This is a genomic window from Haliscomenobacter sp. (assembly GCF_040403615.1).
Lineage (GTDB): Bacteria > Bacteroidota > Bacteroidia > Chitinophagales > Saprospiraceae > Haliscomenobacter.
In genome coordinates this window covers 64,387-88,776 of record NZ_JBBAKG010000014.1, presented here as the reverse complement: position 1 = coordinate 88,776, position 24,390 = coordinate 64,387, and the positions used below count along the sequence as shown (strand labels likewise).

Sequence of the window (24,390 nt, the reverse complement as noted above, 5' to 3'; positions counted from 1 at the left end):
AGTAATTAGTTTGATTGATTTCATATTGACTAAAGTTTATTTAGGAACAATATATCTTCATTTTTCCTAAAAACAAACAACTCACTCAATAAAAAACCTAATCTATCAAACATTCAAGTAACTCATCAAGCCCTGATAGCGCTCTTTCAGGCTGTCCAGATATTCTGCTTCGTTGAAAGAAGCTTTGATTTCGTACTTGAAGCGCTCAAATGTAGCCAGGATATTGTGGATGTGCTGCAAATTGACTTTGAGCGTAACGTCGATGCGCTCAGAATCTGGATACGAGGTAATGAAAGAACTCAGCAAGGTAGCGCCTTCTGATTCCACGATGCGGGCAATCTCGGTCATGGAGTAATCGCGGCGACTCAATTCCAGCACGATGATGCTCCCCGTATCAGAAAAAGAAACCGTGCGGGCAAAGTAACGCAAGAGATCTTCCAAGGTTACAACGCCCAGGTAATTGTTGTCGGCATCTACTACAGGCACGATAGACAGATCCTGATCCGCGATCAGGCGCATAATCTCGTAAATGTGGTCATTGTGGTGCACATAAGGTCGCTGCAGCGAAAGGCTGTATGAGCCAATCGGTTCGTTGATGTCAAAATTGAGCACATCGTCTTCCGACAAAACCCCCAGCAATTCGCGGTTGTTGACGATCGGAAGGTGCCGCACATAAAACTCGCTCATCATTTCTAACGCTACATCGCCGGTATCCGAAGTCTGTAGTGGAATAATGGCCGTCGAAATCAACGTTTCTGCAATCATCGCTATAAATTAGTCCGTCAGTTTTCTTTTCTGCGTTACAAACTCTTCTTCGGTCAACAAACCTTTGAGGCGCAGTTCATTCAATTTTTGAAGTTGTTCCAAAATTTGGGAATGGTCTTCCACTGCCGACTCCTGTCCTCCCTGCGTTTGGACAGTGGTGGTGGCTTGTCTTTGAGGTGTCGCTTGCTTTAGTCTAAAACCATTTTGCTCAAATTCATCAAAGGCATCCTGGATGCGCAAATAAGCGAGGGCATCGTGCTCCTTGATGCGCTTAAAATCAGTAAAGCCCAGTGAAACTGCCCGATCCAGGTGCTCCAAGGCTTTATCCGCTTCTTCGTTGAGGGAATAGGTGCAAGCAAGGTTAAAATGGATAGAAATGTCGTTGGGATCCAGGGCAAGTGCTTTTTTGAACTCTTCAATTGCTCCTTGGTAATCATAATCCTTGTACTTGTCTATCCCGCTTTTTTTGAGCGTTTGCTGTTTTTCGTAGTCAACGGTTTGGTGTGCTGGCTCATTGCTGCGGCGTTGACCATTCTGTGGGTTGCGGCGCTCATCTCTTCTGACCTCTTTATCTTGCCTGCGGTTTCCTTTTTTGATTACCCGGAAATGTTCAGGGTTGTATTGGAGGTTGAACTTATCGTCATCCATGGTCAAGATCATAATGCCATGAATAAAGCCAACCACCCATGAAATAGGCACTGGCAGCCAAAAAAAGGCAAGATGCATAAATCCCATTCCCGTTTGTCCCAAATAGAAACGATGGACGCCTAATCCGCCCAAAAATATTGCTAAAAGACCTGCAGTTGTTTTGTCTTTCATGATGATGAATTATGCCGTAGGCTCCTAAGATACAAACCAGAAATACTGATAAAACGATTGTGGCTTGAGAATGGATGCTTTGTCCGGACTTATTTTGCGATGTAAAATAACAAAAACCGTGTTCAAAGGCAATTTCCGACTTAATTTATCATCGATCAAAATTAAGTCGATCAACAACCCAACAATCTAGTCCAATTTTTAATAAGACGAGACCAGATCATTAACCCAAAATCGTGAAGTTAATTTTTCTGCGTTTCTATCGGTTGTGAATCTTGCAGGTTAGAACAGTAAAATCGTCGGGATAGTTTTCTTCTCCGCGAAAGGCGTCCAGAATACCCAACAAGCGTTCATTGAATTCTTCAGCCCCGAGTAAAAAGTTATCCTGTACAAAGCGATACAATAAATCTTCGTCTACAAAATCGCCTGCACTATTGCGAATGTCGGTCAATCCATCTGTATAGGCCAAAATAATGGCCTCCTCTTCATTGATGTGGCATTCTCCGATTTCAATTTCGGGAATGGTGGCGTACGATCCCAGCATGATACAACCTTTATTGAGGGGCAAAAGGCGATCTTTGGACACCAATATGGGAGGGTTGTGTCCTGCATTGACGTAGCGAATATTGCGGGTATGGGTATTGTACTCCGCAATAAAAAAAGTAATGAATCGATCTCCTTGGGTAATCAGGTTAACCGATTGATTCAAATCCCGGATGAATTCATCCAAATCGGCCTGCTTATTGATCAGGGTGTGGAAATTGGCTTGAAAATTGGCCATCAAAAGCGCCGCAGATAAGCCTTTTCCAGTAAAATCGCCTACACAAAAAACAATTTTGCCGTCGGGAAATTCAATAAAGTCAAAATAATCACCACCTACTCCAAAATGCGGTTTGTAAATGCTGGCAAATTCGTAATTGTCACAGGAAGGCAGCTTTTGAGGAATAAGCAGTTTTTGTACATCCCCTGCCAATTCCATTTCCCGTTTTAGGCGCTCTTGCTCCAACTGGCGTTTGAACAAGCGCTTATTTTCCATCGCTACCGCAATGATATTGGTAATCGTGGTAATGATCTGAACCTTGTTGTACATGTCATCGTCTTCGGCAAAACCACCGATGAAGACGTAAGCAATCGCGTTGTCTTTGTGCCGTACTGGAATCACGACATCAAATTGCCGCATGAGTGCGGATTCGGTCTCTTCCAGGTTGCGCAGGCGGGTATACTGGGGAAGATAACCTGTGATGTCTTCACTGAGCAGGTTATCTGGAATTCCCAAAGAGGCTGCGCAATGCCAGATGTCCTCTTCATGTACAAAAAGGGCCATTTTCTTGATGCCCATTTCCCAACTCAAAAAGGAGCGGTACATGTCATACAGCTCAACGCCAGACACATTGTTGTTGATGGCCTGAGTGATGCTCAATAGGCGATTGATCTGCAATTGTTTCAAATGCAGTTCTTTCTCCAAGTTTTCAACGTTGGATAGCCGATTGCGAATTTCAGAAAACTCAGCCATAAAAAGGATTAAGTAAAATAAGATCCAAGAATGCCCGGTGAAGATAACGTGGATAAAGGAAAAATAAACGTTTTTTGTAAAATGGCGTTATTATTGTAGCTAAGTTTGTTGAATCGCTTCTTTACAGATCCAGCCATATCCAAATTAAGTTGTAAGTCTCTTTTTTGCTAACCACCAAAGCGCCCTTGATAATGGTTATACAGCTCGCATTGGCGATCTTTCCCACTATACTTATTGCCTGGGTTATTTACCGTTCTGATCGCTACGAACGAGAGAAGTGGCTTCCACTCACCCTCTGTTTCATCTTGGGCATGGTGATCACGTTTCCTGTCATGAGGGTTCAGGAAGTATTTTATGTCTGGGGCATCGATGATCCTGGAAATATTTTCTGGCTGTGCTTTACTTCCTTTCTGGTGGTTTCGTTTACCGAAGAGCTTTTTAAGTTTTTGGCCTTGGTGTTGTTTCCCTATTTGCGCCCATTCTTTAATGAGCCGCTAGACGGAATCATTTATGCGGTGATGATCAGCATGGGTTTTGCAACCCTCGAAAATATCCTTTACGCCCTGGAATTTGGCATTTCCACCACGGCCCTCCGGGGCTTAACTGCAGTACCTGCCCACGCCGTGTTTGCCACGATGATGGGGTATTTTGTAGGTAAATCCAAATTCAAAACCGACCATAAAACCCGCATTCGCTTTCTGTTGATGGGATTGAGCATTGCCGTGTTGGTACATGGGCTTTATGATTTTTTCATCATTCAGGAATTCTACGACTGGTTGATGCTCCTGGCCATTGTCACCTTATTGGTGAGTATTTTTTTCGCGGTGCGGATGTTCAAGGAAGAGCAGGCCGAATCGGCTATACTCTGGGACAAAAAACTACCTAAAACGCCCGTAGATGAGTCGGAAGAGATAGAATCTACCCCGAAATAGGAATCCTGACAGACCTGTGAGTGCATAGACCTGCAAAAAATACGGCGTTATCCTTCTCGGTTTAACATTTTTTTTTACTTTTACCGTTAAGTGAAAAGTATTCATTCTTTGGTGTTTCATGCCAAAGATTAAATTTTAAGCTGTGGATTCAATTCATCGCTTCAAAGTTGAAGGCATCGCGGGGAATAAAATCGATTTCGCTGATTTCAAAGGCAAGAAAATACTCGTGGTTAATGTAGCCTCAGAATGTGGCTACACCCCACAATATGCGCAATTGCAGGAGCTCTACGAAACTTATAAAGATAAATTGATCGTCATAGGGCTGCCCTCCAACGATTTCGGAGGGCAAGAGCCCGGCTCCAGTGCAGAAATTGCACATTTTTGTAAAATGCGCTATGGGGTAAGTTTCCCTATGACTGAAAAAATCCATATCAAAGGAGCCGAAATGCATCCTTTGTACCATTGGTTGACCCATAAAAGCGAAAATGGAGTTATGGATTCGGAAGTAAAGTGGAATTTTCAAAAATACTTGCTCAACGAAACAGGCCAACTCATCGGTATTTTTCCTTCCTCACTCAATCCGCTCGAAGATTCTCTTCTGAGCCAGATCAGTGAATGATCCTTCCTTTGCGGTAGTTTTCGGAAATCTGAAAACATTAACCCAAAAGACAGTATGCGTTTTCAGGATATCGTAGGACAAACAGATACAATAAGAACATTGAAGCACATGGTTGGTTCAAACCATTTGCCTCATGCCCTATTGTTGCTGGGCTCCAACGGCATTGGAAAGCGCACTTTGACTTTGGCACTCAGCCAATATTTGCTCTGTACCAATCGAACGGATGACGATTCTTGCGGAGCTTGTGCCGCTTGCATCAAAACCTCCAAATTGATTCATCCCGACGTCCATTTTTCTTTTCCGGTAGTTGGAGCAGGCATCACCAGTGATAAATTTATGCCCCTGTGGCGACAGGCCCTGCACGACAATCCATACATGGACAGCAACCAGTGGCTGCAATTCATTGGTGCCGAAAACAAGCAAGGCAACATCAACAAGGATGAGTGCCAAAACATCATTCGCAAGCTTAGCCTCAAGACCTATGAAGCGCCCATAAAAACGCTGATCATGTGGTTGCCCGAATACTTGGGCAATGAAGGCAATCGCCTGCTCAAATTGATTGAAGAACCCCCTCCACATACCCACTTCATTTTGATTGCTGAAAATGCCGAATTGATCCTCAATACGATCCTCTCGCGTTGTCAATTGGTCAAAATTCCTGCGCTTACCGATCAGGATGTAGTGGATGGACTCTTGCAACGCGAGCTAAGTACTCCAGACAAGGCCTGGAGTATTGCCCATTTGGCCAACGGCAATTTCAATGAGGCACTGACCATCGCCGCCAATAAACTGGGCAATGATGCGGGACTACTTTTGGACTGGTTGCGCAAATGCTATAAGGGTTACGGCCCAGATTTGGTCAAGTGGAGCGAGAGTTTTGCTACTTTGGGACGTGAAAATCAAAAACACTTTTTGCTGTATGGGCTGCATTTTATGCGCGAGTTTCTCATCATGCTGGCTACCGGAAGTACCAACGCCCGCCTGCAACCCGAGGAATTGAGCAGTGCCCAAAACCTGGCGAAAGTGTTGAATATAAACCAAGTTGAACAAATAGTACGTTTGTTCAACGATTGTTATCAATACGTGGAAAGGAATGCCAACCCGAAAATTCTATTTTTGGACGCTTCCATCCAACTGCATAAAACGATGAAACGATGGGATGTTTAGGTTGTACAAGTTGTGGAACCAGCAGCGGAACCAAAGGTTGCAACAGTAACGGGGGATGCGCAACAGGTGGTTGCAACCGCCTCAATACTTATGACTGGTTGTCCAGTCTGGATATTATCGATATCGATCCGCTTAATATCGTTGAACTGAGTTTTAAAAACGGGGTTCGCAAACAGTTTTATCGCGTGGCCGATCAGGTACGCGTCGTTACGGGAGATACGGTAGTGGCCGAAACAGGCAATGGATACGACGTTGGCAAAGTGAGTCTCTCTGGAGAACTGGTGCGCCTGCAAATGAAACGCCGCCGGGTTGACGAGCGCTCAATCACTAATTTTGTATTGCGCCGGGCCAACGAGCGCGACCTCGAACGACTTGAAGAAGCCCGCGAAGCGGAACAGCCCACCATGGTCAGAGCACGCGCCATTGCCCGTACCCTGGGTTTGGATATGAAAGTTGGCGACGTAGAGTACCAGGGCGATAAGCGCAAAGCCACCTTCTATTATACCGCCGATGGGCGGGTGGATTTCCGGGAGTTGATTCGGCATTACGCCAAAGAATTTCGGGTAAAAATTGAAATGCGGCAGATCGGAGCGCGGCAGGAATCGGCCATCATCGGCGGCATCGGATCTTGTGGCCGTGAATTGTGCTGCTCTACCTGGCTCACCGACTTCAAATCGGTGTCTACAGCTGCAGCCCGCTACCAAAACCTGGCCATCAATCAGGTGAAATTGTCGGGTCAATGCGGTCGACTGAAATGTTGTTTGAACTATGAATTGGACACTTACTTGGATGCCTTGGCTGATTTTCCGAGTGGAGCTGATCGTTTAACAACCAAAAAAGGTACAGCTACCCTGATCAAAACGGATATTTTCAAAAAACTGCTTTTCTATGTCTACGATCACGAACGGGGTCGCGGCACGGTTTATCCGCTTGATTTGAGCAAAGTCAAGGAAATTCAGGAAATGAACGGACGCGGTGAAAAACCGGACGAGTTTGATGTTGCAGCTACCACTAATTTTGTACCCGAAGAGGATGGATTTGTGGATGTTACGGGAGATATTGAATTACCCGACGACAAAAAACGCCGCAAGAAGAAGAAAAAGAAAAGACCACAGGATCGTGGCGGAGAAGGCGATGGACAAAACCGGAATGAACCCCGCAATGAAAATCGGAATGATCCCCGTCCCAAACCTCCCGGTGGGCCAAACCCTGGACAAGGACAAGGCAGACCTGAAAATCGCCGTCCAGACGGACAACGTGGCAACCAACAGCAACCTCGGAGCAACGACAATCCCAATCCTCAAGCGCCCAAAGGGAACAACCCTCAAGCGCCAAGGCCAAATGATCCAAACAATCGTGGTGGAGGAAACAATGGTGGTGGAAACAATAGTGGAGGAAACAACCCAGGGCGTCCGAACCCTAATCCTCGTCCACCACAGCCACCTAGAGAGCCACAAAATCGCCCAAAGCCCGATAATCCAGATGGTCCACCAGTTGTAAACAACGATGCAACGGGTACAAGTGACAATCCAACTCAAGGTGGAGGCGACAACCGTAGACGGAAAAACAACCGCAACAAGCGGAGGAGATAATTGGATGTGCTGGTGTGATAATTCACATCAGCACATCAACCCATTAGCACTTTGGCTACTTCGGCAGCAATTTCTGCCATTTCTGCGGGACTAACTTCTACCGGAGCTTTGGTAAAAGTGATGTCTTGCAAGCTATTGAGTGGGATAAGGTGGATGTGTACATGTGGCACCTCGATGCCAATAACCGCCATCCCGATGCGTTTGCAGGGCACAACGGATTCTAATGCTTTGGCTACTTTTTTGGCAAACAAATGCAAGCCCGTCAGTTCTTCGTCTTCCAGGTCAAAAATATAATCTACTTCCTTTTTGGGAATAACCAAGGTATGCCCTTTGGCCATTGGACGAATGTCCAAAAAGGCAAAGTAATCAGCTGTTTCTGCTATTTTGTGGCAAGGAATTTCGCCATTGACAATGCGGGTAAAGATGGATGCCATGTTGAGGTGCTGATTTGATGATTTGTTGTAGTACTGATTTGATGAGGTGCATTGTCAAATCAGCACTACAGCAAATTAAATGGTGATATCAACGATTTCAAACTGCATTTCACCATTGGGGGTTATTACTGTTGCAGTTTCTCCGATGATTTTACCCAACAGACCCTTCCCCATGGGAGAGCTAACCGATACTTTTTTGGTTTTGAGGTCTGCTTCTGCTTCAGATACCAATTGGTAAGTGATTTTGGCTTTGTTTTTTGTATTCATGATGGTTACCTTCGACAAAACCGTAACCTTTGATGTATCCACGTCACTTGCATCCAAAATGCGGGCATTCGCCAGTTGTTTCTCCAAATCGTTGATGCGCAGTTCCAACAAGCCTTGTGCTTCTTTGGCCGCATCGTATTCGGCGTTTTCAGAAAGGTCTCCTTTTTCACGGGCTTCTGCAATGGCACGAGCTGCCTCATTACGGCCACGGGTTTTCATGTCATCCAGTTCTCCCGTCAATCTTTCAAATCCTTCCCGAGTTAAATAGTTGATTACCATAATGCATAAATTTTCCAATGATTAATCTCCTTCCCCAGCCGGGCTACCTGCCGACCGAATTTAAATTTTCATCCTTGTTGAAATGGAAAAATTGCAACTTGGACTACAATATTTAGGTGGGTTTTAAACTGTAACTGTGTCTTTTTGAGTTGCTACAGTCGCTTGCTGTTAAACCGCTGGGGAATTGCATAGCACCTAACTTTGGCAGGTTCTTGCATTAGAAAAAACAAGAACGCTTCCATCCGGTCGGATGAAAACGTTCTTGTTTCCTTTCGGCAAATATATAGCAAAAATGTGGTAATGTGCAAATGAAAAGCGATGAAGGCTGTTGAAACGCCGAGATTCTTACCATAATCCCCAAAAAACGGGTACTTTTGCCTCCCTAAACCAACTTTTGACTCAATGATACCGCGCTTTTCAACGCTTTCCCAGCTTCAACAGGCCATCCAGCATGGTGAGATCACTTTGGTAGAAGTCGTAGACTACTACCTCGAAAAGATCTATGAAAACCAGGCACTGAATATCTACGTAGAAGTGTTCGCCGAAGAAGCACTGGCGAAAGCAGCGGAGCTGGAGCAAAAATACCGCGAAAACCCCGAGCAGGTCGGGCGTTTGTTTGGAGCAGTGGTGTCCATTAAAGACGTAATTTGTTACCAAGGGCATACGGTTACGGGTGGTTCCAAAATTTTGGAGGGTTTTCAGTCTCTTTTCTCGGCAACTGCGGTGGAGCGTTTGCTGGCTGAAGACGCGATAATCATTGGCCGTACAAACTGTGATGAGTTTGCAATGGGCTCTACCAATGAAACGTCTTACTATGGCCCGGTGCGGAATGCCGCCGACCCTACCAAAGTTCCTGGCGGTTCTTCGGGTGGTTCAGCGGTTTCGGTACAGGCCGACACCTGCCTTCTGGCATTGGGTTCGGACACCGGAGGTTCAGTGCGCCAACCTGCTGCCTTGTGTGGCGTAATTGGCATGAAACCTACCTATGGCCGGATTTCACGACATGGCTTACTGGCTTATGGCTCTTCTTTCGATCAGATCGGAATTTTGGCCAACAGCGTAGAAGACATCGCGCTAACCCTTGAGATCATAGCGGGCAAAGATGATTTTGACGGCACAACTACCCAAGGTGACGTGCCTGCATATAGCCAACTGCTGGATTTTAAAGGCCCGGTAAAAGTGGCCTATTTTGATACCGCTGTCAACCATCCCAGTATTGATCCCGGCATCCAGGCACATTGCTTGCGCATGATTGAGTGGCTCAAGGCCCAGGGGCATACCGTAGAGCCCGTTCAATTTGATTACCTCGATTACATCATTCCTGCTTATTATGTACTGACTACAGCGGAAGCTTCGTCCAATCTTTCGCGTTACGATGGGATTCGGTTTGGTTACCGCAGCCCAAATACCAAAAGTTTGGAAGAAACCTACAAAAAATCGCGCTCGGAAGGTTTTGGTACCGAAGTAAAACGCCGCATCATGCTGGGGGCATTTGTACTCAGCTCTGGCTATTACGATGCCTATTATACCAAAGCCCAGAAAGTGCGCCGCCTCATTGCCGAACAAACCGAAGCCATTTTTGCAGCATATGATTTTCTGCTGATGCCCGCCGCTCCTACTCCTGCCTGGAACCTGGGGGAGTCACTGGAAGATCCAGTGGCCATGTACCTGGCAGATATTTTTACGGTGCAGGCCAATATGGTGGGCATCCCAGGGATCGCCTTTCCGGTAGGAACGCATGAGTCTGGCTTACCAGTAGGACTTCAATTGATGGCAGGTAAACTAAAGGAGGCTGAATTGCTTGCATTTAGCAAACAAATCGTTCAGACTTACCCGAAATAGGCCGTTGTTCGTTTTTCGCCAAAATATTTTTGCCCCACTACTAATAAATCTCAATCGCTTATTTGCGAATAATTTCTATATTTCACTCGCGAATTTGCATCCTTTTAACCGTAAACTATCAAGTGATGAAAAAGATTTTATTGCTCTTAATGCTTTGTTTTGCTGCATTCCAATTCCAAGCCAATGCCCAGAGTGGTATGAGCGAAAAAGAGAAAAAAGAGGCGGCCAAAGAAGCGGCTGAAGCCAAAAAAGACGCGCTGAAAGAAAAAGAAGAAGCTGCAAAGCTAGCTGCAGAGGAGAAAGAGGACGCGGCCAAAGCTGCGCAAAAAGAGAAAGATGCTGCCGCTAAAGCCAAAGCAGATGCCGCTAAAGATGCGGCTAAAGCCAAAGCTGACGCCGCCAAGGACAAAGAGAAAGCCAAAAAAGAAGCAACTAAGGCTAAGGATAAAGCCAAAAAAGATGCAACTAAGGCTAAGGAAAAGGCTAAAAAAGATGCTTTGGATGCCAAAGAAGATGCAGCCAGAGAAAAAGAAGACCTAAAACGAGAAGCAGCAAAAGCCAAAGAGGCCGAAATGAAGGCGAAAGAAAAGGCCGCCAAAGAAGCGAAGAAAAACGGATAATACCTGTAAGGGCGACCCTATGTGGTCGCCCTGACATGGCCAGTAGGGTCACCCTGACATGGCCAGATAGGGTCACCCTGACATGGCCAGTAGGGTCACCCTGACATGGCCAGATAGGGTCGCCCTGACATGGCCAGATAGGGTCGCCCACGTAGGGGCGACCCTACTCGATCGAAAATGTAATTTCAATCCGTTGATTGACCAATCTTCCTTTCAGGGTGGCATTGCTCGCAATTGCTTGTTCTTTACCCATTCCTCGGTGCCGGATGCGCTCGGCCTCGAGCGGAGAAGTGATCAACAAATCGGCAATTTTTTCTGCCCGTCGCGCCGTTAAATCTGCGGCAAAATTATAGGTACAATGGTTGTTGGTATGCGCCACAATTTCAACGATCAGGTTGGGATTGGCCTTTAGGAATGCGGCAAGTCGATTTATCTCAATATAAGAAGAGGAGTCCAATTCTGCTTGATTGGCCAAAAAGACGATGTCATCCAACACGATGGTTTTTTCAATCACAGGATCAAAAAGCTGGATGTCTTGTTCCAGTTCATTTTTAGCGATTACCGTTAAAGTGTCAATCGCAGGGGCAGGTTCTTCTTTGGTTCGGTAATCGGTGAATTCACCTAAATGTTCCCGTTCAAATTGCAATTGAGCCTCAACCCTTTCCCGGACAAGACTTTTGAGGTTAGCCGACTGAGCCAGAGAAAGGCGGTAATTGAGAAATGCCCGCAAATAGTTGCGAACATCATTTTTGATTTTTGATGTAAGTTCTGCCTGGTTTTTTTGTAAAAACATATTGGCCATGTCTCGGCAAAAGATTTCCTGCCATTCAAAGCAAGGCGCAAAAACACCTTTCCATCTGGATAAAGCTGTTTCTGGCAGCAACAACAAGTTTGGCTTGTTCAGAATACTGTCTTTCTCTGATCGCCAGAGGATTCGATCTACCGATGTAATTTCCTTGTCTTTCTTTTTTATTTCTTCCAACAACATTTGCCGAATCAAGGATTGAGTCGTAGCCGGTAGAATCTCCCAACGCTGCTGGATTTCAATGATCCGCGCAAAATCATCAAAATCGATTGGAATGGCTCTGGGGGTTGCATTGGGAAGACCCCCTATGGATAACTCCACATTGGCGTCGCGTTTGGGCTCGTCATGAAAAAACAGCAATGCTTGCTGTTTTTGAGCAGCCTCGTATTCCTCCTTGAGCTTTTTCATGCCCATTTCGGATGACTTGGTGGATAAATCCCCAGGGATAGTATCGTCCTGCAAATGCAGGATTGCATCTATGTATTTGATACATTCCTTATCCAGTGCTCGGATTTCGTTGGCTTTTGCATTGATCGCCAGTTGCAGCGTTTCAATTTCCGATTCAACCTGTTGGTAAGCAGGAGATTTGATTTTAATGACTTTCATCAATTCTGCCTCATTGTCTTCCCGTTCGGTTACGGCAGGGCCTTTGCCCAACAGATTATAGGATGGTGAAAAGTATACATCTGTTAATCCGCTAACGGTCATTTCGGAATTGCGTGGCAACAGCAACTGGTATTTCCCTTGCTGATTGGTAATACCCTGCCGAGTCATTTTCTTCCCTCTTAGCAGGTCGAAATAATTCAACGTGACGTTGACATTTGGCGCAATCGTTTTGGAAAACGGTTGATAAACCAGCCCCTTGACCAGGATGACATGCTGAGGCCGCAACCCATCCGGAATATTGGCAGTACGGATGTATTTCAAATTCTTTTCTGAGGTGCTCCACCAGGCTTTTTCGCCCAAAACAGACGTTGTAAAACCCCAATCGTCGTTGCTGGAATTGAAAGGGGCACCAAGATTAACAGGAGGACTCCAATCTGTCCAGGAGTTGGTGGTTCGCCTGCTTACAAAAAGATCCAGCCCGCCATATCCTTTGTGTCCGTTGGAGGAGAAATAAAGGGTTTGTCCATCTGCCGCCAAAAATGCACTCCGCTCTTGCCCATTGGTATTGACTACAGGCCCCAGGGATTGCAAATTTTTCCAGGACAAATCGCTCTCCCGCTGAGCCACATAAATATTGGATTGTTGCCGGGAGCTATCTGGATGAAAAAGACACAACAAAAGGGTTTGTCCATCATTGCTTACAAATCCATGCCGAATTTCGTACAGAGAATCCCAAGGTTCAATCTGCATCACCTGGGGTATGCTCCAGGTACGATTGTTGAGCTTGGACTGGGCGATTGATTTTTTTCCCTGCACATCTTCTGTCAGCAAAAAAAGTTCATTTTCGTCCAGGTTTACCGCCAGGCATTGATCTGTCAGGTCGGAATTGAGTGGAATTCCCGCATTGACAGGTCGGCTCCATTTATTGTCGCCCAAGTGGTGACAAATCCAGATATCGGCTAAATTTTCCCGGCCCAGGTTTGCCTCATTCTTTTCTTCTGAATACAAAAGAAAGCTGCCGTTCGGGCTAAGAACTGGTCCATAATGTGGATAAGTATGCTCATAATCTATGCCTATCCGTCGGGAGTCTTGAGCATATAGTCCAGTTTGACTGAGCCATAGGCACAAGAATACCGACAGGTAATAGGCGTGAAAGGGCATAAATAATTGTTTTGCCTTTGAGCACTTGTTTGAGTAAAACGAGGATATTTAATTACTAAACATCATACGTAATTTCTACTTCGGCTGAGGTTGGGTGCGACTGACAGGTCAGGATAAAACCATTTTTCACCTCCTCGTCATCCAAGGCATAACAGGCGTCCATCTTTACCGAGCCTTTGAGCACTTTAGCCATACAGCTTGAGCAAGCGCCAGAGGTACAGGAATAGGGTGGATTCAGTTTTTGATCCAACAAAGCATCCAAAATGGTTTTGTTGGGGGCTACGGTTACGGTATGGGTTTGGCGATTGAGGATGGCGATCACCTGGGCTCCACTCACACCGCTTACGTGCGGGGCATTGGGGTCAATATTAGCCGTAAAATGCTCAACGTGAATGTGTTTTTTGTCAATTCCCCTGGCATTTACGGCTTGTTCAACCGCATCGATCATTGCGCCTGGGCCACAAATGAAGTATTCTGCTTCTTTGGTATTGTTGGGATGTTCCATCAAAAACCGATTGATAGAAGCGTTATCAATCCGGCCAACCAATCCCTCCCACGCAATGGTGCCTTTGGCAAAAATTCCAGACAATCCCTTGGGTTTGTCGCGTTTGGGTTGACTCAGGGTATGCGTTACGGTCAATTGACCGTCGTAACGGATCAACAATTGATCCAGTTGCGCTTTAAACAGGATGGTGTCTTCACTGCGGTTGCCATACAGCAGGTGCACCGAACTTTGGGGCTCTTCTTCCAAAATGGTTTGCAATATCGACATCAAAGGCGTAATGCCACTTCCTGCCCCAAAGAGATAATAGGTTTTGCGCTGGTCAGGATCCAATACTGGCGTAAAGCGGCCATCGGGTTGCATTACCTCCACTTCATCGCCTGGGCGAAGTTTGTCGCCGATGTAATTGGACACCAAGCCTTTTTTTACTCTTTTGACCGTTACCGCAATATCGGGCTCAAGTGGACTGCTACACATAGAGTAGGCCCGGCGCGCTTCCTTGCCGTTGATCAAAAAATTGAGGGTAAGGTATTGTCCAGCTTTGTAAACAAACTCAGATTTTATATCTTCGGGAATGCTAAACAAAACTGTAACTGCATCCGCGGTTTCCGGGCGGATTTCTTTAACCTTTAGCGTAAAGAATTTTTTGCTCATATCTGGATACTTGTAAAATTGAGGTATTTAAATCCCCCAACTCTAACATAGATTCGTGATTTCGGTTTTGAGGAGGCAAAAATAATTAAATGTTTTGGAGTTCGCGTGGAACAATACCGCTGAATCCCAAACTCAAACGCTTTTTACCATGAAATGGAACAATTTAAAGTACCTGATCGCCTATTTGGCTCCTTTAGCTGCGCTGTGGGGCTTGTATGAGCAAGGTCATTGGTCGTTTGCAGGCATCTATGTGGGCTTCGTGATGATTCCCTTGCTGGAGATTGTCAGTCCGCAATCTACCCGCAACTTCTCTCCTGAAGAAGAAAGCAGGCAAGTCAATACCTGGTTTTTCGACCTTTTGTTGTACCTCAATGTTCCGCTGCTGTTATTCATTTTGCACGTTTATTTTCAGCAAGTATTTGCAGGCACTGCCCAAACCTATGAATTGGTGGGCATGACCTGCAGTGTGGGCTTGATTGTGGGTACCATCGGCATCAATGTGGCGCACGAACTAGGACACCGCAGCAAAGCATCCGAAATTATGATGGCCAAAATCCTGCTCTTGTCGGCCTTGTACATGCATTTTTTCATAGAACACAATCGTGGTCACCACAAACACGTGAGTACCGATGCCGATCCGGCATCGGCGCGCTTGGGCGAAAACCTGTATGCATTTTGGTTGCGCTCGGTAACCGGATCCTGGCGCAATGCCTGGAAACTGGAAGCAGACCGGTTGCAAAAAGCCAATTCGGCCCATTGGCTCAGTTGGAACAACGAAATGCTGCGTTTTCAGGTGTTCCAGTTGGGGTATCTGCTGAGCGTGGGACTTTTTTATGCCTGGTGGATGGTGCCTTATGCCATCGCTGTTGCCGTTTTTGGATTCCTACTGCTTGAATGCGTCAACTACATCGAACATTATGGGCTGCGCCGATCCATGCTGCCCAATGGCCGCCCCGAACCCGTTCAACCCTGGCACTCCTGGAATTCGGATCATGAACTGGGTCGTATTTTCTTGTACGAACTGACCCGACACTCGGATCACCACTTCAAAACGAGTCGGAAGTACCAGATTTTACGCCACTTTGACGAAAGTCCACAATTGCCGTTTGGTTATCCAACCTCCATCATTATTTCCTTGTTTCCTCCCTTGTGGTTTGCCTTGATGAACCCACGTGTAAAACAGGAACAAAATCGACACCTGATGGTGAATTCACCAAGTGTCATTTAATCAGCAAACATTGTGCCGAGCTTCGGTCTCGCTGCAAGTCCAAACGCAGGCAAAATCTAATGCAACAACAATACGGCAAGCTTTTTCTGATTCCCGTCCCGCTGGGCGAAAATGCCAGTCAGACCATCCCGGAATATGTGGCCCAAACCTTACGACAACTCGATTACTTCATCGTAGAGCGCGCCAAAACCGCTCGCTATTTCATCAAGGCAGCCAAGCACCCCCGGCCTTTGCCCGAACTTGAAATGGTGGAACTAAGCGAGCATACCAAAGAAAGTGAATACCAGCAATTTTTGGCGCCCGCCATCGCTGGCCGCAACATCGGCCTGATGTCGGAGGCCGGATGCCCAGGAGTAGCTGATCCCGGTGCTGAAGTCGTAAGGCTGGCGCACCAACAAGGGATTCAGGTTGTCCCCCTGGTGGGGCCTTCCTCGATTTTGCTGGCATTGATGGGCTCAGGAATGAACGGCCAAAAATTCAGTTTCCAAGGATACCTGAGCGCCAAAAAACAGGATTTGGGACAACAATTCAAAAGACTGGAGCAATTGGTACAACGCGAAAACAGTACCCAAATTTTCATAGAAGTACCCTACCGCAATCAGCAAATCGTGGATGCAGCACTCCAACACCTCGCGCCGCAAACCCGCTTTTGCATTGCAGTTGACTTGACTTTGCCCACTGAATTTATTTTGACCCGTAAAATTGAGGAGTGGAAAAAAAATCCGCCCAAAGACCTGCACAAGCGTCCGGCAATTTTTTTAATGGGGTGAAAAGTTATTCACCCATTCCCAATACTTCAAAAGTAGTTTTTGACAGCATTCGAATTTTGACAATTTGCCCGGCGCTAAAGGTTTTTATGGTCGGGATAAATAGGGGAGTTTGAAGAAAATTTTCACCCAACTGTACCTGTGCCATTCCTTCGTGGATGCCCCTCCAAATGGCCTGAAGCACCAAGCCTTCGGGAGTATCTTGAGCTGGAATGGATTCCCTGACTATTTTGCCTTTTTCCATCATCAACATGCGATCAGCGAGGCGTTGAATTTCTTCGGGATGATGACTGATCAATAAGGTAGTGAGGTCGTACCGCCGGTGCAGCTCCAGAATGTAGGTTTGCAAATGTTCGCGCATTTGGGTGTCCAGAGCCGAGAGGGGTTCATCAAGCAACAACAGTTTGGGACGGCGTACGAGTGCTCGTGCCAGCGCAACCCTTTGCTGTTGGCCACCCGATAGTTCAAGCGGCAGGGCATTGCGGAGATCCATAAGATCCATGACTTCCAACAACTCCTCGATCAACGCGCCATCAGCTGCTTTAGGTAAGGCAAAACGCAGGTTCTGCGCCACATTCATATTGGGAAACAAGGCGTAATCCTGAAAAACCACGCCGATTGAACGCTGTTGAGGGGGAAGGAAAATGCGTTTGGAACTGTCTTGCCACACTTCTCTCTGAAAAATAAGTTGACCTTTGGCTCGATTTTCCAGACCAGCAAGAATACGCAGTACCGTGGTTTTTCCACTGCCCGATGGGCCAGTGAGTGCCAACAATTCGCCGGGATGCAACTGAAAATCTACCTCCAGGTGAAAAGAGCGCCGTCCATCGCGTAAGTGCAGGTCAAAATTGAGGGTACTTACCAACTTATTCATTGAGACGTTCTGTTCATAAAGTCCATGATTGAGACCGGCGATTGTAACGAAAAAATAAGACGAGGAATACAAAGGCAAGCAACACCAGGTTCAGCGCATAGCGATTGGCTTCGGCAAAATTTAGTGCTTCTACCTCATCGTAAATGGCAATAGAGGCTACCCGGGTCACGCCAGGGATATTGCCCCCAATCATCAGCACGACTCCGAATTCGCCTACCGTATGCGCAAAGGCCAGTACAATTCCACTCAATAGCGCTGGCCGAATATTGGGCAGCAGTACCCACCAGAGGGTTGTCCAGCTTGATTTTCCCAGCGTGTACGATGCCTCGGCCAAATGTGCAGGTAAATTTTCGAAGCCAGATTGCAGCGGTTGCACCATAAAGGGAAAGCTGTAGATCAGTGAACCCAAAACCAGCCCACTAAACGTAAACACCAGGCGTACTTCAAAAGTATCCTGTAGCCAATGCCCAAAACTACCATTGGGGCTTAAAGCCAGCAATAAGTAAAAACCAATCACGGTTGGCGGCAACACCAGGGGCATGCTGACCAATGCTTCAAATACTGGTTTCCAGGCACTGCGGCTGCGCGCCAAACCATAAGCAACGGGTATGCCCAGCAGAAGCAAAATAAAAGTAGTGATGGCGGCCAGGCGCAGCGTAAGCAGTAGTGTATTCGTAAAATCCATTCCCTCCAGTGCATTGATTGCCGGAAATTAGCTGCTTTTTGCAAAAAAATGCCTGTATTGACAGACTATTTTGTGCAAGCTTTTTAACTTGAACCAGGAATTCCTTTTCCATAAACGCTCTAAAATTTCTATGATGCTCAGATTTCTAACTTTTTTCGCTCTGGCACTAACCGTGTTGGCCTGTCAACCCAAAGCTAAACCTGCTGAGGATGAAACTTCTGAAGAAACCGAAACCACCATTGCAGATGGTACTACTTGCTACCTTTACTCAGAAGGACCAGACTCGACTTTCCTGACCCTTACGATCGATGGCACAGATGTAACCGGCTTTATGGCCTGGCAACCCTGGGAAAAAGATGGCGCCCGCGGTGAACTTGTTGGCACCCTGGATGGAAACACCATTACTGCCGATTGGAACTACATCATCGAAGGCAGCGAACAGTCAGAAGAAAAAGTATTCGTCCTCGAAGAGGACATGGTAGGCGAAATGACCGGAGAATTGACCGAAGCTGAAGGCGGGAAATTGGTTTTGAAAGATCCCGAACATGCCAAAATTGGCACTTACTTGAAAAAAGCAGCTTGCAGAGCAGACTCCGAAGAATAACCACTAAGTACTGCAACAACAAAAAAAGCCCTCTATTGGAAAACCAGTAGAGGGCTTTTAAAATTTACATGTAGCGTGAGGCGGGCTTGAACCGCCGACCTTGCGATTATGAATCGCACGCTCTAACCAGCTGAGCTACCACGCCAAAAAAGCTTTACTTAAAAAGCGAGTGCAAAGGTAATAGCTCCGGTGCTTTCAAACAACCCCAATTTTCAGTTTTTTATCTTTTCTTTGAAAAAATCTTTGTCGTCCTCCTCTTTCTGCTTGGGGGATTTCTCCATTTTGCCAAAAACAAGATTCAAACCAGCCCGAATATTAATGGCATTGCTGTTGCTACCTTGCAGGAGCGTTAGCAAATTGTCGGTTGCAGCAAAGGCTTGCAGGGGGCCAATTTTCAAACTGGTATTGACGCCGAAATTGTCGAATCGCTTGTTGCGGACCACGTATACCGCACCAATGGTGAACCCTTTGAAGAGTTCGGTTTGGCCACTCAAGGCCAGCGCGGGAAGCCATTCACCCAAGATTCGCTCGCCATACGCCAGCGCTCCAAGGCTGGTTTTGTCCGTAATGTGCAAATTGGCACTAAAAAAAGAATAGGTTGGCAGCACCGAGGCATATACCTGATTGGTTTCGCTGATCTTAAAGCGGGCTTCCAAGGTATCGATGATGCTGGAAAAACTGACCGAATCGGTCCAAACCTGCGGAAAGACATCCAGTCCTTCAAAACTGTATTTTCCTTTGATGGCCAAGTTGGTCACGTCTTGCTTCCAGTTGATTTGCCCAAGATCAAGGATGCTGGCGGCCAATTCGAGTCTGCCCAAATTCAGGCTAGCGCCCAAATCAAGTGCAAAGCCCGTGTTGTTTGTCCAGGCACTGCTCCAATTGAAAGTTGCCGCATCCAATTTGGCGCTGATGTCACGGAAACCATTGTATTGTAATTGGGTACCGGCGGCGTTCAGCCCATAATCGGCATCAACGGTCAATTGGTACACGTCATCGCTGGTAAACAGACGAAAGTCTTGATTCCGCGATGAAATATTGCCCATGCCATTGAGCAGCTTGACGCGTGCGCCCAAGGTAAAACGCTTGGAAGCCTTAAAGCCCAGGCCCAAGCTAATTTCTTGATAGGTTTGAATGCCAACTTTGGGTGCAATTTGTATTTCCTGTCCAACGAATTGGGCATTGCCTTTCCAGGCCAACTGCGCCAGTTCTTTGGGGTATTTTGCAAACGCACTTTGACGGATGTTGTGCCCCAAGGATAAATACCAGCCCCCAACGTGAAATCCCACGCCAAGAGTACCTAGGTCTATGCGATCCCGGATGTAGTTTTCGGGTTTCAGTAGGCTGATGGCTTTATCTACATTTAATATGGTTGTTCCGGCACTGTTTTTTTCCAACACTTGGTCTAAGGTGAATCCACTTACTTCGCCATAACCATAAATGTTGGGCAAAGAAATGGTAATACGCTGTTGAGGCAATAAGGCAGGATTGCTTTGGTAAGCCTGCCAGGTGCCGCGCATGAAATGGGTGCCCAGGTCAAGTTGAGCCAACAAGGGGCTTGTCCAGCCAAGTAACAACAGGAGGGGTAGAAGACGCATTGGTTTTTGGGTTGTTGAGGTAAACGTTTAAAGTACGCCTAATAGTTGAATAATATTGCCTAAACGATCAATCGACCGTGGTAGGCAGGAGCACCAAGCGCATCGGATAGTTCATTCAAATTGTCTTTGGTGATTTTTCCGGCAGCCATCACTTTGATGCGATCTCGCCCCTGGTTGATCATGTATTGCAATACAGGTAGCCCTTCTTTGGCGGTGGGTTTGCCACCCGAAGTCAGGACGTAATCGATCAAATCAGCGTGTTCGAGAAGTTGATCAAAAGCAGCAGCGGGATCTGGGGTAAAATCGATGCACTTGTGTACAACCACCAGCATTTCGGGTTTGGCGCGAGCGGCCAACGTTAGAATATGCGTCAGATCCAGGGTTCCAGATTCGGTCAGCGCACCCAATACTACGCCAGGAACACCCCGGGCCTTGCAACGGTCGATGGCTTGCTCCATCTCGGCAAATTCGGCTTCTGAATAGACGAAATCTCCACCCCTGGGCCGAATCATCACGTGAATCGGAATCTGCAACTGGGTTAAGGCTGCTTGAATAAAAGCTTCATCCGGGGTTGTTCCGTCCAAATCCAGGCGCCCACAGAGTTCAATGCGAGTAGCGCCATTCGCTTCAGCGACGAGGGCTGCTTCCAGGGTATCAACACAAACTTCGATTTCCAAGGCCATTGAAAGAGATTGAGGTGAATAATTGTCCAAAATAGGGAGCTAAGGGGCGATGTAATACTTTTAGTTAAAAATTTTAAGATTTTCCTGTTTTTCAGCGTGTCTTTTTGCAGTTCTTGTCGTCAAAGGAACGATGAAGAAATAAATGGCACATTTAAACGCAGCTATTTTGCGCTTAGTCAACTATCTTTTGAGGCGAATAGCAAGCCTATTTAACGAAAAAGATAGGATGGATAAGCGTAAAAGAGCAAAGTGAAAATGGGGCAGTTGTTTCTTCATCGTTCCTTAAAATGCAAATCACGGTTTTTGTTTATCTTCGCTGGTGAATCAACACCTGGAAGAAATTGAGTGCTGTTACCTGTACTAAAGAAATGCGGGATTTTGAAGTGATCCACGTTTACCTGCAAACCCAGGCCAATCCGTGTTTCACGGTGCTTTACAACCGCTATGTAAGCAAGGTTTATGCAAAGTGCATCTCCATCCTCAAAAACGAGGCATTGGCGCACGATGCAACGCAGGAGATCTTTTTGAAGATTTTCCTCAATCTTTCAAAATTTGGTGAAAAAGCTCAATTTTCTACCTGGCTTTATTCCATTACCTACAATTTTTGCATTGATTATTTGCGGAGGAACAAAAAACATGGTGAGTTATTCACCGACGATGTCGAGAAAGCTCCTGATACGGCCGATGAGGTGCCGGATGAGGCTTTGCTGCAACTCGAAGTCGACACCCTGCGCAAGGTTTTGGACGAAATTCCCACAGCCGACCGCATGATCCTTTTGATGAAATACCAGGATGACATGCCTATTAAAGACATTGCTGATATTCTGGATAAAACTGAAAGCGCGGTGAAAATGCAAATAAAACGTGCCAAAGAAAAAGCTCAGAAGATCAAAGATGATCTATTCCCAAATACAAATTAGTCGGCTTATGAATTCTAATAATTTCAAACGGATGCTCGATGAAGACATCGACCGCATCGACCCAATAAAATACGAGCGCATTGTGAGCAACGTATGGGGAAACCTCGGTTTTTTGCGAATGCTCGGCGATGTTGCAGACCTGTACATGTCCCAAATGGTGGGCGTGATGGTCATGGCGGCGGGCGGTGCCGGCCCAGAAACGGAAGAAAACCCCAATCACATTCCACCCAATACGCCTGACCGCCCCGAAAGCAAAGGGCCAATTGGCGGAGGGCCACAAAGTCCAGACATCATTCGGTAATCATATCCTTTAACCTAAGCCACTCATTATGAACCTATTTTTACTCAGCGTTCCACAATGGTTCGACGATCTTTACAATAAGTACCAACCCATGTTTGATCAATTTTTCATGGGCATGATTTCCTTTGTGCCAAAATTCATCGGCGCGCTGCTCTTGTTGTTTTTGGGTTGGTTTTTGGGTAGAATGATTTCGCGTTTTTTTCAAAAACTTTTGGAGCGCATCGGAGCCGACAAATTGGGAGAGCGCCTCAACCAAATCGATTTTATTGCCCGCTCACCCATGACCATCAAGCCATCGGTGATGATCGGGAAGTTTTTTTACTACCTGATTTTCATCTTCTTTTTCATGGCTGCGGCTGATACCATGGGCATTTCTGCGGTTTCGGAAATGATCAGTAAAATCTTTGAATACCTGCCCCGGATCTTGTCCGCCTTGATCGTTTTTGTAATCGGCATTCTATTCGCAGATGTGCTCAAAAAACTGGTGCATACGGCTTGTGCTTCACTCAACATTCCAGCAGCGGGATTGATTGCTAATTTTGTCTTCTACTTTGTGTTCATCAACGTAGCCATGATCACCTTGTCGCAAGCGGGGATCGATACCAATTTCATCCAGGACAATCTTTCCATCATCCTGGCAGGTATTGTGGGTGCTTTTGCGGTAGGCTATGGCTATGCTTCGCGGCCATTGGTGGGCAATTTACTGGCGGCTTACTACAACAAAAATAAGGTTCACATTGGCGATACCATTGCCATCGATGGGGTAAAAGGCAAGGTACTGGAAATGGACAATTCCACCATGACCCTGGACACCGATGACCGCAAAATTGTGGTGCCTCTCAACAAACTTTCCAGCGAGAAATACGAAATTTTTAAATAATACCTCTTGAAAGGGATTGGACCAACGCATGATGATGGTTAGCCAATCCTCTATTATCTACTCAACTTAGCAAAATGAAACAATCACTTTTACCGCTCTTTTTGTTGTTCTTCCTGCTCACCAGTGCTGCTTTTGGACAAGAAGCTCCCAAAGATACCTCCTACTGGAAAAGCGGAGCCGGATTTGCACTGGCCTTTGATCAATTGCTCAACATCAACCCTCGCCAGGGATCGGCACAAGACCGCCTGGGATTTGGCGGCGGCATCAACGTTTTTGGCAATTACCAAAAAAATCGCGTTGCTTGGGGAAACCAGGGGCAATGGAACTTTGGTGTACAGCGCTTGGGCGTTGGGATAGTGCGCATCGGCGCAACGAATGCCAATGTACCTTTCCAAAAATCATTGGACGAATTGGTATTTTCCTCCAAGATTGGCTACAAAACCAGTGAAACTTCTAAAATCTTTTATGCTGCAGACTTGAACTTCTTGAGTCAGTTGACCCCTACCTATCAGGGGGGAAGCAGCTTTCCCGGGCTTTTTCTGAACAATGTAGAAGGCTCGGCCCGTTTGTCGCAGTTGTTTTCACCTGCTATCATCAACCTTGCGGTGGGTATCGATTATAAGCCTACTGCCAAGCTTTCCTTGTTTTATTCCCCATTGGGCGCCAAGTGGATCATTGTAAGCAACGATGCTGTTGCCCTGCGCGGTGTGCACGGCAACCCGGTAACCAAAAATGCCCAGGGAGGAATCGTTTCGGCCAAAAATGTGGATGCCCAGTTGGGTAGCCAATTGCGGATTTTGTACAACAACAAATTCTTTGGCGATAAGCTGACTTACACCTCTAACCTCTTGATGTTCAGCAACTACCTCAGCAATCCTCAAAACATCGACGTAGACTGGCGCAACAGCCTCTCCTGGACTTTGTTTAAAAACTTCCAACTGGCGGTTTTGGCCAATTTCTATTACGACGACGACATGAACATGTTTACTTCTGATTTCAATGCCATCAACGGTATCAAAGTGGATGGTACTGGAAAAGCAGTTACCGGGCCACGCTTGAGTGTGACCCAGCAGCTCTTGCTGAAGTACGCCATTACGTTCTAAATCGGATAAGGGGCGACAAAAAAATAAGTGTTCATTTTTGCCACAGGATTAGATGAGTAAACAATTCATTTTAAGTGTCTTGTCTAATCCTGTGGCTCAATAAAAATGAACACTTTTTTTTGCCCCACTACTAAGGCAAAAAAAAAGGAAGCCCGATCAAACTAGAAAGTTGA

At 46.3% G+C, this 24,390-nt stretch carries 24 protein-coding genes and 1 tRNA gene; 13 read left to right on the top strand and 12 right to left on the bottom strand.

The window, feature by feature from the left end:
* Positions 1-105: 105 nt before the first annotated feature.
* The 3 genes from ABW391_RS06925 to ABW391_RS06915 form a co-directional block, all read right to left on the bottom strand.
* On the bottom strand, positions 106-765 hold the full coding sequence (locus ABW391_RS06925; protein WP_353481109.1) for a CBS domain-containing protein: 660 nt from the start codon (positions 763-765) through the stop codon (positions 106-108).
* Positions 766-774: 9 nt separating this feature from the next.
* Positions 775-1,584 carry an NINE protein gene (locus ABW391_RS06920; RefSeq protein WP_353481108.1) on the bottom strand — a complete coding sequence of 270 codons (810 nt, stop codon included), beginning with the start codon at positions 1,582-1,584 and terminating at the stop codon, positions 775-777.
* Positions 1,585-1,840: 256 nt separating this feature from the next.
* Entirely contained in the window at positions 1,841-3,094 is a 1,254-nt protein-coding gene (locus ABW391_RS06915) for a PP2C family protein-serine/threonine phosphatase (RefSeq protein WP_353481107.1), read from the bottom strand.
* 191 nt (positions 3,095-3,285) lie between these two features.
* On the opposite strand from ABW391_RS06915, the gene ABW391_RS06910 reads away from it, so the two are divergent.
* From ABW391_RS06910 to ABW391_RS06895, 4 genes are all read left to right on the top strand, one after another.
* Positions 3,286-4,026 carry a PrsW family intramembrane metalloprotease gene (locus ABW391_RS06910; protein ID WP_353481106.1) on the top strand — a complete coding sequence of 247 codons (741 nt, stop codon included), beginning with the start codon at positions 3,286-3,288 and terminating at the stop codon, positions 4,024-4,026.
* Positions 4,027-4,168: 142 nt separating this feature from the next.
* Entirely contained in the window at positions 4,169-4,645 is a 477-nt protein-coding gene (locus ABW391_RS06905) for a glutathione peroxidase (protein WP_353481105.1), read from the top strand.
* 54 nt (positions 4,646-4,699) lie between these two features.
* Positions 4,700-5,812 (top strand): DNA polymerase III subunit, encoded by a 1,113-nt coding sequence (locus ABW391_RS06900; protein WP_353481104.1) that lies wholly within the window; start codon positions 4,700-4,702, stop codon positions 5,810-5,812.
* Positions 5,800-7,404 carry a PSP1 domain-containing protein gene (locus tag ABW391_RS06895; protein ID WP_353481103.1) on the top strand — a complete coding sequence of 535 codons (1,605 nt, stop codon included), beginning with the start codon at positions 5,800-5,802 and terminating at the stop codon, positions 7,402-7,404. The genes ABW391_RS06900 and ABW391_RS06895 overlap by 13 nt, the downstream gene beginning before the upstream one ends.
* A 35-nt stretch (positions 7,405-7,439) precedes the next feature.
* Here the strand turns inward: ABW391_RS06895 and ABW391_RS06890 are convergent, their stop codons facing one another.
* Positions 7,440-7,838: an HIT family protein gene (locus ABW391_RS06890; RefSeq protein WP_353481102.1), complete on the bottom strand. Its 399-nt coding sequence runs from the start codon at positions 7,836-7,838 to the stop codon at positions 7,440-7,442.
* Positions 7,839-7,913: 75 nt separating this feature from the next.
* A complete protein-coding gene (gene greA, locus ABW391_RS06885) occupies positions 7,914-8,384 on the bottom strand; it encodes a transcription elongation factor GreA (RefSeq protein WP_353481101.1) in 471 nt (156 codons plus the stop codon).
* Positions 8,385-8,789: 405 nt separating this feature from the next.
* Between greA and gatA the strand changes: the two genes are divergently transcribed.
* Both gatA and ABW391_RS06875 read left to right on the top strand, forming a co-directional pair.
* A complete protein-coding gene (gene gatA / locus ABW391_RS06880; RefSeq protein ID WP_353481113.1) occupies positions 8,790-10,226 on the top strand; it encodes an Asp-tRNA(Asn)/Glu-tRNA(Gln) amidotransferase subunit GatA in 1,437 nt (478 codons plus the stop codon).
* Positions 10,227-10,351: 125 nt separating this feature from the next.
* A complete protein-coding gene (locus tag ABW391_RS06875; RefSeq protein WP_353481100.1) occupies positions 10,352-10,846 on the top strand; it encodes a hypothetical protein in 495 nt (164 codons plus the stop codon).
* Positions 10,847-11,009: 163 nt separating this feature from the next.
* On the opposite strand, the gene ABW391_RS06870 is transcribed toward ABW391_RS06875, so the two are convergent.
* Together ABW391_RS06870 and ABW391_RS06865 are read right to left on the bottom strand one after the other, a co-directional pair.
* Positions 11,010-13,418 carry an OmpA family protein gene (locus ABW391_RS06870; RefSeq protein WP_353481099.1) on the bottom strand — a complete coding sequence of 803 codons (2,409 nt, stop codon included), beginning with the start codon at positions 13,416-13,418 and terminating at the stop codon, positions 11,010-11,012.
* A gap of 55 nt (positions 13,419-13,473) precedes the next feature.
* The gene (locus ABW391_RS06865) at positions 13,474-14,574 is read right to left on the bottom strand and encodes a 2Fe-2S iron-sulfur cluster-binding protein (protein ID WP_353481098.1); all 1,101 of its coding nucleotides are present in this window, start codon (positions 14,572-14,574) and stop codon (positions 13,474-13,476) included.
* A 148-nt stretch (positions 14,575-14,722) separates the two neighbouring features.
* Here ABW391_RS06865 and ABW391_RS06860 point away from each other — a divergent pair, with 148 nt between their 5' ends.
* Both ABW391_RS06860 and ABW391_RS06855 read left to right on the top strand, forming a co-directional pair.
* Positions 14,723-15,802 carry an alkane 1-monooxygenase gene (locus ABW391_RS06860; RefSeq protein WP_353481097.1) on the top strand — a complete coding sequence of 360 codons (1,080 nt, stop codon included), beginning with the start codon at positions 14,723-14,725 and terminating at the stop codon, positions 15,800-15,802.
* A 59-nt stretch (positions 15,803-15,861) separates the two neighbouring features.
* On the top strand, positions 15,862-16,572 hold the full coding sequence (locus ABW391_RS06855) for an SAM-dependent methyltransferase (RefSeq protein WP_353481096.1): 711 nt from the start codon (positions 15,862-15,864) through the stop codon (positions 16,570-16,572).
* Between the two features lie 4 nt (positions 16,573-16,576).
* Here the strand turns inward: ABW391_RS06855 and ABW391_RS06850 are convergent, their stop codons facing one another.
* Both ABW391_RS06850 and modB read right to left on the bottom strand, forming a co-directional pair.
* Positions 16,577-17,443, bottom strand: coding sequence for an ATP-binding cassette domain-containing protein (locus ABW391_RS06850; RefSeq protein ID WP_353481095.1), 867 nt, complete (start codon positions 17,441-17,443; stop codon positions 16,577-16,579).
* Between the two features lie 13 nt (positions 17,444-17,456).
* On the bottom strand, positions 17,457-18,128 hold the full coding sequence (modB, locus tag ABW391_RS06845) for a molybdate ABC transporter permease subunit (RefSeq protein WP_353481094.1): 672 nt from the start codon (positions 18,126-18,128) through the stop codon (positions 17,457-17,459).
* Between the two features lie 133 nt (positions 18,129-18,261).
* Between modB and ABW391_RS06840 the strand changes: the two genes are divergently transcribed.
* Complete coding sequence (locus tag ABW391_RS06840; RefSeq protein WP_353481093.1) at positions 18,262-18,732, top strand: hypothetical protein; 471 nt, start codon at positions 18,262-18,264, stop codon at positions 18,730-18,732.
* Positions 18,733-18,803: 71 nt separating this feature from the next.
* Here ABW391_RS06840 and ABW391_RS06835 read toward each other — a convergent pair.
* The 3 genes from ABW391_RS06835 to ABW391_RS06825 all read right to left on the bottom strand — a co-directional run bounded on the left by ABW391_RS06835 (position 18,804) and on the right by ABW391_RS06825 (position 21,013).
* A tRNA-Met gene (locus ABW391_RS06835) sits at positions 18,804-18,877 on the bottom strand.
* A 67-nt stretch (positions 18,878-18,944) separates the two neighbouring features.
* Positions 18,945-20,330 carry a DUF5723 family protein gene (locus tag ABW391_RS06830; protein WP_353481092.1) on the bottom strand — a complete coding sequence of 462 codons (1,386 nt, stop codon included), beginning with the start codon at positions 20,328-20,330 and terminating at the stop codon, positions 18,945-18,947.
* A 59-nt stretch (positions 20,331-20,389) separates the two neighbouring features.
* Positions 20,390-21,013, bottom strand: coding sequence for a copper homeostasis protein CutC (locus tag ABW391_RS06825; RefSeq protein ID WP_353481091.1), 624 nt, complete (start codon positions 21,011-21,013; stop codon positions 20,390-20,392).
* Positions 21,014-21,354: 341 nt separating this feature from the next.
* On the opposite strand from ABW391_RS06825, the gene ABW391_RS06820 reads away from it, so the two are divergent.
* The 4 genes from ABW391_RS06820 to ABW391_RS06805 all read left to right on the top strand — a co-directional run bounded on the left by ABW391_RS06820 (position 21,355) and on the right by ABW391_RS06805 (position 24,217).
* The gene (locus tag ABW391_RS06820; RefSeq protein ID WP_353481090.1) at positions 21,355-21,933 is read left to right on the top strand and encodes an RNA polymerase sigma factor; all 579 of its coding nucleotides are present in this window, start codon (positions 21,355-21,357) and stop codon (positions 21,931-21,933) included.
* Positions 21,934-21,940: 7 nt separating this feature from the next.
* Positions 21,941-22,234 carry a hypothetical protein gene (locus tag ABW391_RS06815; RefSeq protein WP_353481089.1) on the top strand — a complete coding sequence of 98 codons (294 nt, stop codon included), beginning with the start codon at positions 21,941-21,943 and terminating at the stop codon, positions 22,232-22,234.
* A gap of 28 nt (positions 22,235-22,262) precedes the next feature.
* Positions 22,263-23,114: a mechanosensitive ion channel family protein gene (locus tag ABW391_RS06810; RefSeq protein WP_353481088.1), complete on the top strand. Its 852-nt coding sequence runs from the start codon at positions 22,263-22,265 to the stop codon at positions 23,112-23,114.
* 74 nt (positions 23,115-23,188) lie between these two features.
* Positions 23,189-24,217, top strand: coding sequence for a DUF3078 domain-containing protein (locus ABW391_RS06805; RefSeq protein ID WP_353481087.1), 1,029 nt, complete (start codon positions 23,189-23,191; stop codon positions 24,215-24,217).
* Positions 24,218-24,390: the final 173 nt, after the last annotated feature.

Bases quoted from the DNA above. Each gene is read 5' to 3' on its own strand.
- ABW391_RS06925 (WP_353481109.1), bottom strand. From the start codon at position 765: ATGATTGCAGAAACGTTGATTTCGACGGCCATTATTCCACTACAGACT.
- ABW391_RS06920 (WP_353481108.1), bottom strand. From the start codon at position 1,584: ATGAAAGACAAAACAACTGCAGGTCTTTTAGCAATATTTTTGGGCGGA.
- ABW391_RS06915 (WP_353481107.1), bottom strand. From the start codon at position 3,094: ATGGCTGAGTTTTCTGAAATTCGCAATCGGCTATCCAACGTTGAAAAC.
- ABW391_RS06910 (WP_353481106.1), top strand. From the start codon at position 3,286: ATGGTTATACAGCTCGCATTGGCGATCTTTCCCACTATACTTATTGCC.
- ABW391_RS06900 (WP_353481104.1), top strand. From the start codon at position 4,700: ATGCGTTTTCAGGATATCGTAGGACAAACAGATACAATAAGAACATTG.
- ABW391_RS06895 (WP_353481103.1), top strand. From the start codon at position 5,800: ATGGGATGTTTAGGTTGTACAAGTTGTGGAACCAGCAGCGGAACCAAA.
- ABW391_RS06890 (WP_353481102.1), bottom strand. From the start codon at position 7,838: ATGGCATCCATCTTTACCCGCATTGTCAATGGCGAAATTCCTTGCCAC.
- greA (WP_353481101.1), bottom strand. From the start codon at position 8,384: ATGGTAATCAACTATTTAACTCGGGAAGGATTTGAAAGATTGACGGGA.
- ABW391_RS06875 (WP_353481100.1), top strand. From the start codon at position 10,352: ATGAAAAAGATTTTATTGCTCTTAATGCTTTGTTTTGCTGCATTCCAA.
- ABW391_RS06870 (WP_353481099.1), bottom strand. From the start codon at position 13,418: ATGCCCTTTCACGCCTATTACCTGTCGGTATTCTTGTGCCTATGGCTC.
- ABW391_RS06865 (WP_353481098.1), bottom strand. From the start codon at position 14,574: ATGAGCAAAAAATTCTTTACGCTAAAGGTTAAAGAAATCCGCCCGGAA.
- ABW391_RS06860 (WP_353481097.1), top strand. From the start codon at position 14,723: ATGAAATGGAACAATTTAAAGTACCTGATCGCCTATTTGGCTCCTTTA.
- ABW391_RS06855 (WP_353481096.1), top strand. From the start codon at position 15,862: ATGCAACAACAATACGGCAAGCTTTTTCTGATTCCCGTCCCGCTGGGC.
- ABW391_RS06850 (WP_353481095.1), bottom strand. From the start codon at position 17,443: ATGAATAAGTTGGTAAGTACCCTCAATTTTGACCTGCACTTACGCGAT.
- modB (WP_353481094.1), bottom strand. From the start codon at position 18,128: ATGGATTTTACGAATACACTACTGCTTACGCTGCGCCTGGCCGCCATC.
- ABW391_RS06840 (WP_353481093.1), top strand. From the start codon at position 18,262: ATGCTCAGATTTCTAACTTTTTTCGCTCTGGCACTAACCGTGTTGGCC.
- ABW391_RS06830 (WP_353481092.1), bottom strand. From the start codon at position 20,330: ATGCGTCTTCTACCCCTCCTGTTGTTACTTGGCTGGACAAGCCCCTTG.
- ABW391_RS06825 (WP_353481091.1), bottom strand. From the start codon at position 21,013: ATGGCCTTGGAAATCGAAGTTTGTGTTGATACCCTGGAAGCAGCCCTC.
- ABW391_RS06815 (WP_353481089.1), top strand. From the start codon at position 21,941: ATGAATTCTAATAATTTCAAACGGATGCTCGATGAAGACATCGACCGC.
- ABW391_RS06810 (WP_353481088.1), top strand. From the start codon at position 22,263: ATGAACCTATTTTTACTCAGCGTTCCACAATGGTTCGACGATCTTTAC.
- ABW391_RS06805 (WP_353481087.1), top strand. From the start codon at position 23,189: ATGAAACAATCACTTTTACCGCTCTTTTTGTTGTTCTTCCTGCTCACC.